The following is a 7,030-nucleotide window of genomic DNA, read 5'->3' on the forward strand; positions in this document are numbered from 1 at the left end:
CGACGACAGCACCTGCAGGTTAATTAAGGAGCTCCTTAATGCCCTGAGGAGGAATCCCAATGACGTGGAGTTAATGAACACCTTACTAGGCATTGTTAGGGCTTACGAGGTTGATAAGTCAACCATAAGGCTCATTAACGAACTACTGAGGGCCATTGCCTCGAGGGATTTAAGGGGGGGTATTTGCGAGCTTATGAACGAATTCATAATCAATACATACAACAAACTCCCGAGGGAGGTTAGGAACGTTGTTAAGGTTGAGACGATTGACTGCGCTCGGTACCCAACACCCGATGAGGTTAATGAGCTCCTAAACCGCCTTAATAACCAGGTCTAATCAACGGGTTTGATGAGTACTCCACTGCCATCCCTCGGTGTTCTTGGCATTGGCTTGTTTGGTGGTATTGCGGCTTCGGTGTTGATTCACGGCTTTGTTAAGTACCTCCACGGACCAACCCCCGAGGTTAGGAGGGAGGGCTTTGACGAGGTTGTGGACGTGGTAGTCGGCTCAGTGATGCTTGGCACCCTCTACACACTACTGCTCATTTCCAACTTCTTACCCATCCTCATCCACGGCATTGCATCCTCAATACCCATCAACAACTCAACATCACTGAGTAATTACCTACAGTACCGACAACCCGCAGTCACTCCTCAAGTGGGGCTACTCAACAGCCCTCAAGTACTTCGATGACGTGACAAGCTTCTACGCAACCTTCTGGGGGGGCACAGTGCTGGCGTTGAACCTAGTCCCTGTCACGAGCCCATTATCGTGGTACCTGCAACAAAGCACTTGGTACCTCCAGACAATGATCACGTACACAATCATAAACCTAGGCTTCATCTACGCCCTAAACCTCATAGCCTATAACACCTTGTGGCTAATGCCGATGGGCGTTGGCTTCATGATCGTTAGGCAGACTAGGTCAGTGGGCACATTCATTGTGTCGCTACTAATCATTGCTAGCATCGTTGGACCACTGCTCAGTGCATACACAATAGCCTCACTAACCGAGCCACTCAGGCAACTTGGCGCCATTGGTTGGAGTGATGTGGCTGGCTCACTAAGGCTCATTATAAACCAGGGCTATGGGCAGGCCTTAGCCATGCAGACCTTCGACGTAACGGTGGACATAGCCCTGGCAATGGCTCTGGCAGCCAGCTACGGCCTGTATAGGATATTCGACGAGGCAATTGTTGATGTACTCCCCCCCTTATAAACCAGCCAACTGGCTTTGTTGATGGGCTTGCCAATACACGTTGTGCTTCAGACCGGGAATGTGACTGCGATAAACGCCACTAACGTGGTTAACGAGGTTGTTAACGCGGTTGTCTCCCCAGTATTCAAGGCACTACTCGCGATTGGTGGCTTGGCCTTCCTGATTGGGATTGGGATGATTCTGTACAACGTTGTTGAGTACATAGTGCACCCAACATCATTCGGACGCTCAGGCGCGTTGAGCGAGGTCTTCGGGCACCACAAGAGGATAATCGGCGGTGCCCTGGGCATTTGGCTTAGTATATTCCTAATATTCTTCATAGCCGGCTTGTTGACAAACCCAACGAGTGCCGTTAGCACGGCTTCAAGCGAGGCTACGTGGATTTTGACCCAAATGTTTGAGAACCTAGCCAAGTACGTGGGAATGGCAATCGGAAGCCCAACATAAAACCACCCCCTTTAAAACAAGCCATGAAATCAAGTTGGTGGTTTATCATGCTTCTAGAGGGTTAACCTCTGTAACCACCGCCGTTATAATGGCTCTAGCCATTGCAGCGGTGATAGCGTTAGTGGTTATAAGCACGCCATTGGCCAAGTCCATTGTTGATAAGAACCACTGGAGTGGTGAGATGGGGGGGTTTACGAGCCACCAAGGCCAATAAACTCGTCAGTGGGCTTAAACAAGCCTACCCTGGATGCTACTGCCTAGCCTACACGGTGGTTGTTGATGGCTACAACGTCACTTACGTTTCATGCCCATCAACGGCTATGAACAGCACAGCCACTTAACAACCACCTTAAAAATTAATCAGTAAGTCCATTTGATGGAGTCCATTGAGGAGGTTTTCACGGGGACAATTGGCTTTGTAATAGCCATGGCGATAATAGGCCTAGCCCTAGGCCTAGCGGTCTACGGATACTACGCCTACGTACAAAACCAGGTACTGGCTAATTACCTATGGCCAGTGGTCGACGTTGTCCCCTATGGGAGTGGCTACTACGTGGCCGTGATCAACACGGGCCACGAGCCATTCTTCATCAAAACCATATTCTTCAGTGATGGCAGTCACTTAAACGTTGAGTCCAGGGTGCTTCACCACAACGAGGCCTGGTTCTATGAGGTTAGTGAACTGCCTAGTGCGGTCATGGTTTGCTCAGCGGTTAAGCCCAGCGTCTGCGTGATCGCCAAGTCCAGTGGTTGGTCCTTGATTGTCTGGCCAAGCCCATTGATTGTGAGCGTGGTTGATGGCCCAAGCGCCGCGTGGCTCATAACATGGCCAAACGGAACGGCCAACGGCTATTCAACGGCATCATTCAAAATCTACGCAACCGGACCAACAACACTCAACGCCTACGTGACCGGAGTCCCACAGGGCTACGAAACGTGTAGCATAACGCCGAGCCAAACAACGGCAAGCCCAGGGCAATCAGTGACATTCCAAGTAACATGCCAAACACCACCAAGCAACTGGGGGGGCTCAGGCAACAACCAACCACCAAACAACGGCATCAATATCAATCTAAAACAACCACCAAGCAACAAAACGGGGGCCAACACAACCAATTAACGGTAATGGCAATGGTAACGGAAATGGGGGGGGAGGTTCCGGCAGCTGTACTATTGTAATAGTCGTGAACTGGTTCTGTCCTGCCCCCCCACCAGGTCTTGGCTCATCATCTCCACCGAGCATTAATTTACCAGGATCATCGTGGCAGAATTGGCAAGGTTAATTAATTGAAATCATTGTTTTAATTTTTAAAATTCTCTCTTTTGCTTTTTGCATTATGAGGACATTACTAATTCCCATAACACAGCAAAATTGTAGCCGAAGGTGTATAGGGTTGTGTTTGTGAGCATATTACCGCTGGCGCCCCCCTGCCTCAGCAGCCCATTGTGAGACTGGGTATGGTAGCATGACTTCCTCGGCTTGGCTTGGCGTGAGTGGGCCCACTATGGCGAGGTCGCACGGGCCTGTTAGGGTTATTTTACCGTTTGGTGCGTAGTAGAAGTACAGTGCGTACGTTGCGTTTCCCCCCCTAAGCTCCACGCCATTCCTCAGCGTGAACGTATTATTCTGTGGGTTGTAATACGTCACATTAAGCACATATAGGAATGCAGCGATGTACTGCCCATTCAATGGATTTAGGTGAGTTATTGCATCATAAAAGTACTTGCCATTCCCGTACTCAAGCGCCGCAAGCAAGCTGCTACTCTTGGTTGGGGGGGGTAGTTGGGTGGTTATGCCAATCCATGGGACGCATGCGGTGAAGTTCTTCACCACATAAACGCTTGACCCTGGTGGGCATAGTGCTGCTGTTGCGTTATCCCCCCCAAAGCCATCTGCCTGGGCAGCCGCCTGGGCGGCCTTCTGCGGTATCACCACAACCCCCCCCACCACCCACGCCGTGCCGTTGTTCAGCACCACCATCTTGGCATAGCAAATGGCCAAGTCATCCATTGGATTCACGGGAACACTCACATAAACAGGCACCGTCTGATTCACGTACTTAACAATTGTTTGGTTCACGTACCTAACCACTGTCTGGTTCACATACACTGTGTGGTTCACTGGCACGTAAATCGTCTGCACCTGCACCAACCCAAGGGACTTATCTATCGCTTGCAGAGGTTTAATATGTGGGCTAATGATTATTATTGCCAGTATGATTATTGCTGCAATCCCAATTATCGTTATTGCCTTGGTTATTTTCCCGGTGTACTCCCACCAACTCCAGAACTCAAAGCCCAACCCCCCCATCAATAACGCCTCGCGAATGAGTTAATAAGCATGGCTTCGCACCAGCCCTTAAAAACAAGTCAATAAGCAATTTCGATGAGTTCCAAGCCGGTGAGTGTGGTTGGTAGGTCTAGGAGGGGGGGTGAGTTCAACGTGCTTTGGTTGGTAGTGACTCTCGTGGGCATGGTCATGGCTTGGTGATTATGTACTTGGTTTACGGAGGTGTGAATAGGTCGTTGGGCACAGCCAATGCGCCGATGATAACTGCAACAGCGTCGAGTGGGAACCTATTCATCAACATCAAGGATGCCGGCGTTGGTAATCTAAGGATTGAGAGCATAATCCTCTATGCGGGGGGGCAGGGCCAAGCAAGTTGCTCAGTGGCCACCTACTACCTAGATGGCAATCAAGTCAGTGGCTTGCCGATAACGCTTAAGCCGGGCCGGACGCTAACAATAGCCTACTCAAGCTGCAACCTATCGACAGATGAGGTAACGAGCGTAGCCGTAATAACCAGTAGCGGGACATACACGGCAACAGTCTCGTAACAACCTCAAAAATTAGAAGAATCAAAATCAAAAACACTGGTTCTCGACTCCCAACCCAAGACGCTAAGGGCAGGCAAAGAACCACCCCCCCACGACTTCAACCCATCAAAAGTACCACCAACAATAAACCCAATACCCATTGAAATCCCCCCCTGACTCACAACTACGAAGAGGACAAAACAAACATGTTCATTAATATCCCTCAATTTTCAATATTCTATCGAAATCTTCCCCAAGAAATACATTTGGACGATAATCATGCCGCGCTGACCTCTCTTTCAATATTCTATTGAAATCCTCGTACGCACAAGAGATTCCAATCTATAAGCGTGGTGTTAAGATAGGCTTTCAATATTCTATTGAAATCCTCATTGCGAGAGCGGGATAGAGGACTGTGCACATAGGAGGTGGGAGTGCGAACACTTTCAATATTCTATTGAAATCCTCTTGCATAATGCGTAGGGTATCATCAGTGAACCCAGAGGCCTTTCAATATTCTATTGAAATCCTCAACATCTTCGACTTGCTTGATGGTGCCATTATCCAGTTAATCGTGAGCTTTCAATATTCTATTGAAATCCTCGTTGATGTTACCATATATGACGGAAACGAGAAAATATTGATTAGCCTAACTTTCAATATTCTATTGAAATCCTCATATGTTATTCACAAAGAAGGATTTAAGCAGGTTTGTAAAGATCTTTCAATATTCTATTGAAATCCTCCCAATAATAAACTCAATCCCATTCCTCAGGCTTTTTGACTACACCACAAATCTTTCAATATTCTATTGAAATCCTCGTAAACTTTACAACGGTGCTGGTGTCATATTAAAGGTGGAAATCCTTTCAATATTCTATTGAAATCCTCCGGCTCGCTACTTTATTTGTTTCTTTTTAAGTTTTTCCTTCCTTGTTTTCTTGGCCTTCGTTGGTACATCTTTCTACTCTTAATTCTTACGGTTTGTGCTTGTTCTAACGATCCTTTGGGGAAATTGAATTGTTGTTCCCACGGAATTTCTGCTTCTAAACACCGAGCCTGTTCCAACGGTGCCTAATGCTTTGTTAAATGGGGAGTGTGCACGGAGTCATGCAAACTCCACGGCTTTGTCTGTGATGCGGTGGCTCGTTGTTTGTGGTTGTGCTTTGTGCATGTTAACGTGCATTAATTGCTTATTGCATTGTCTCGTGCCCTGCACTCCCCCCCTTTTAAGTCATTGATTATGCGTTAATGATGGATGTTAGGGAGTTGGTTGCTGACTTGGTCTTCATTGTTAGGTCTCCGGTGGATGGCATTGACAATGCGGTTGGTGAGAGTGCTAAGTTGAGTGGGGCTTGGAGGAGGGTAGCCACTGTTTTGAGGGCATTCAACAACCCATGGGTTTTGCCGAGGAGTCATAGGCGTGAGCTCATTAGCATTGCTAGTTCATACTTCATCGCTGGTAGTGACCCATCGATAACGTTCCTAGCCCTAATGAGCAAGTTCAGTAATTGGCTTAATCAGCAGTTGGATTGGCAGTCGAAGGCATTGACCGCGGTTATAGTCATTGCAATCATGCTCGGCGTGGCATCCTTCATGACTATCCTAGGTGCACCACCAACAATCTCGCTGATTGGTATAGCCCTAATACCAATAATTCATTATTACCAGGTTGAGCTTGTTAGGTATGACTACGTTAAGCCAGCCATCGCTGGCTTGGTTGGTGGCTTTATCGCTACGCACTGGGTAGTTACCTAATTAGCCTTTATGGTTTAAGGCTTGTGTTCGCGGTGGCGATAGGCTCAGGCCTAGGCTTCACCACCCTATACATCCCGCAGTTCATAAACTTCATAAGGAACTACCTTGGGCTGCCCCCCCAGAGGGTTTTGAACACATTCAATGAGTTACTCACAATACCAAACCCGCAGCCGCCTAGGCCGGTCACGATTGTTGAGCGTGAGCTTAGGCCGCTTTGGGATTACGCGTACAGTGTCGGCGTTAGGGAGTTTGTGGAGAGGGTCAACATACTCGTTGACTCAATGATAGACTTCATTAGGCGCTCAGTAACCACCGGCTTCATCTATGGGCCTTTGTTTCGGTTGGCTACGCATTCATGGTATTCACGGCGTACATCCTAGCTGGAATACACGCAGTTACTATGACTGGCATTAATTTGCCCATTGCATTAAACCCACAGTTGATAAACTCAACACTGATCCCACTGGCGATTGCCACTTCAATCCTAACCGGCAAATCCATGCACAGCATTGGGCTTGGAATCTCCTTAATACCAATCTACCTAACCCCGCTAATCCCACTCATTTGGTGATTAGTGATGCATATTTCGAGGCCGAAGGTGATTAGCCAAGGCTTGGTGAGGAACTACACAATCGAGTTCGGCGGGATTAAAACCGACATCGAGGTTCACCTCATTCAGGCCAGCCAGTACGGCGTCCACGACTACGTGGCTTACGTAATCGACGAACTACCAGATTGGGTAGTTGCACTGCCACTTGATAGAATCGTTGATTGGTTTGGCTCGGGAA

At 48.1% G+C, this 7,030-nt stretch carries 11 protein-coding genes, 1 pseudogene and 1 CRISPR repeat array; of the genes and pseudogenes, 11 read left to right on the forward strand and 1 reads right to left on the reverse strand.

What is annotated here, in order from left to right:
* The 6 genes from JCM11216_RS13625 to JCM11216_RS20145 form a co-directional block, all read left to right on the forward strand.
* Positions 1 to 337 (forward strand): hypothetical protein (locus tag JCM11216_RS13625; protein ID WP_243676415.1); only part of this gene is annotated, 337 nt, incomplete at its 5' end.
* 12 nt (positions 338 to 349) lie between these two features.
* Positions 350 to 694: a hypothetical protein gene (locus tag JCM11216_RS20135; RefSeq protein ID WP_243676416.1), complete on the forward strand. Its 345-nt coding sequence runs from the start codon at positions 350 to 352 to the stop codon at positions 692 to 694.
* 1 nt (position 695) lies between these two features.
* Positions 696 to 1,220, forward strand: coding sequence for a hypothetical protein (locus JCM11216_RS20140; protein ID WP_243676417.1), 525 nt, complete (start codon positions 696 to 698; stop codon positions 1,218 to 1,220).
* Positions 1,221 to 1,241: 21 nt separating this feature from the next.
* Positions 1,242 to 1,667 (forward strand): hypothetical protein, encoded by a 426-nt coding sequence (locus JCM11216_RS13635; RefSeq protein WP_054854555.1) that lies wholly within the window; start codon positions 1,242 to 1,244, stop codon positions 1,665 to 1,667.
* A gap of 155 nt (positions 1,668 to 1,822) precedes the next feature.
* Positions 1,823 to 2,008, forward strand: a complete 186-nt coding sequence (locus JCM11216_RS13640; RefSeq protein WP_243676418.1) for a hypothetical protein — start codon at positions 1,823 to 1,825, stop codon at positions 2,006 to 2,008.
* 35 nt (positions 2,009 to 2,043) lie between these two features.
* Positions 2,044 to 2,787: a hypothetical protein gene (locus JCM11216_RS20145; protein WP_243676419.1), complete on the forward strand. Its 744-nt coding sequence runs from the start codon at positions 2,044 to 2,046 to the stop codon at positions 2,785 to 2,787.
* A 291-nt stretch (positions 2,788 to 3,078) separates the two neighbouring features.
* Here the strand turns inward: JCM11216_RS20145 and JCM11216_RS13650 are convergent, their stop codons facing one another.
* A complete protein-coding gene (locus JCM11216_RS13650) occupies positions 3,079 to 3,978 on the reverse strand; it encodes a hypothetical protein (protein WP_054854556.1) in 900 nt (299 codons plus the stop codon).
* Positions 3,979 to 4,115: 137 nt separating this feature from the next.
* Between JCM11216_RS13650 and JCM11216_RS13655 the strand changes: the two genes are divergently transcribed.
* The 5 genes and pseudogenes from JCM11216_RS13655 to JCM11216_RS13665 form a co-directional block, all read left to right on the forward strand.
* Positions 4,116 to 4,505: a hypothetical protein gene (locus JCM11216_RS13655; protein ID WP_243676420.1), complete on the forward strand. Its 390-nt coding sequence runs from the start codon at positions 4,116 to 4,118 to the stop codon at positions 4,503 to 4,505.
* A gap of 206 nt (positions 4,506 to 4,711) precedes the next feature.
* Positions 4,712 to 5,375: a CRISPR direct-repeat array (repeat unit 25 nt; unit sequence CTTTCAATATTCTATTGAAATCCTC).
* A gap of 360 nt (positions 5,376 to 5,735) precedes the next feature.
* Positions 5,736 to 6,242 carry a hypothetical protein gene (locus JCM11216_RS20150; protein WP_243676421.1) on the forward strand — a complete coding sequence of 169 codons (507 nt, stop codon included), beginning with the start codon at positions 5,736 to 5,738 and terminating at the stop codon, positions 6,240 to 6,242.
* Between the two features lie 23 nt (positions 6,243 to 6,265).
* Complete coding sequence (locus tag JCM11216_RS20155; protein ID WP_243676422.1) at positions 6,266 to 6,622, forward strand: hypothetical protein; 357 nt, start codon at positions 6,266 to 6,268, stop codon at positions 6,620 to 6,622.
* Complete coding sequence (locus JCM11216_RS20160; RefSeq protein WP_243676423.1) at positions 6,598 to 6,813, forward strand: hypothetical protein; 216 nt, start codon at positions 6,598 to 6,600, stop codon at positions 6,811 to 6,813. The genes JCM11216_RS20155 and JCM11216_RS20160 overlap by 25 nt, the downstream gene beginning before the upstream one ends.
* A gap of 6 nt (positions 6,814 to 6,819) precedes the next feature.
* Positions 6,820 to 7,030 (forward strand): annotated as a pseudogene (locus JCM11216_RS13665) (secretion system protein E); the annotation flags it as partial.

The sequence above is a fragment of the Vulcanisaeta distributa JCM 11216 genome (assembly GCF_001315985.1).
GTDB classification, from domain to species: domain Archaea; phylum Thermoproteota; class Thermoprotei; order Thermoproteales; family Thermocladiaceae; genus Vulcanisaeta; species Vulcanisaeta distributa_E.

Bases quoted from the DNA above. Each gene is read 5' to 3' on its own strand.
- JCM11216_RS13635 (WP_054854555.1), top strand. From the start codon at position 1,242: ATGGGCTTGCCAATACACGTTGTGCTTCAGACCGGGAATGTGACTGCG.
- JCM11216_RS20160 (WP_243676423.1), top strand. From the start codon at position 6,598: ATGGTATTCACGGCGTACATCCTAGCTGGAATACACGCAGTTACTATG.
- JCM11216_RS20150 (WP_243676421.1), top strand. From the start codon at position 5,736: ATGATGGATGTTAGGGAGTTGGTTGCTGACTTGGTCTTCATTGTTAGG.
- JCM11216_RS13650 (WP_054854556.1), bottom strand. From the start codon at position 3,978: ATGGGGGGGTTGGGCTTTGAGTTCTGGAGTTGGTGGGAGTACACCGGG.
- JCM11216_RS20145 (WP_243676419.1), top strand. From the start codon at position 2,044: ATGGAGTCCATTGAGGAGGTTTTCACGGGGACAATTGGCTTTGTAATA.
- JCM11216_RS20135 (WP_243676416.1), top strand. From the start codon at position 350: ATGAGTACTCCACTGCCATCCCTCGGTGTTCTTGGCATTGGCTTGTTT.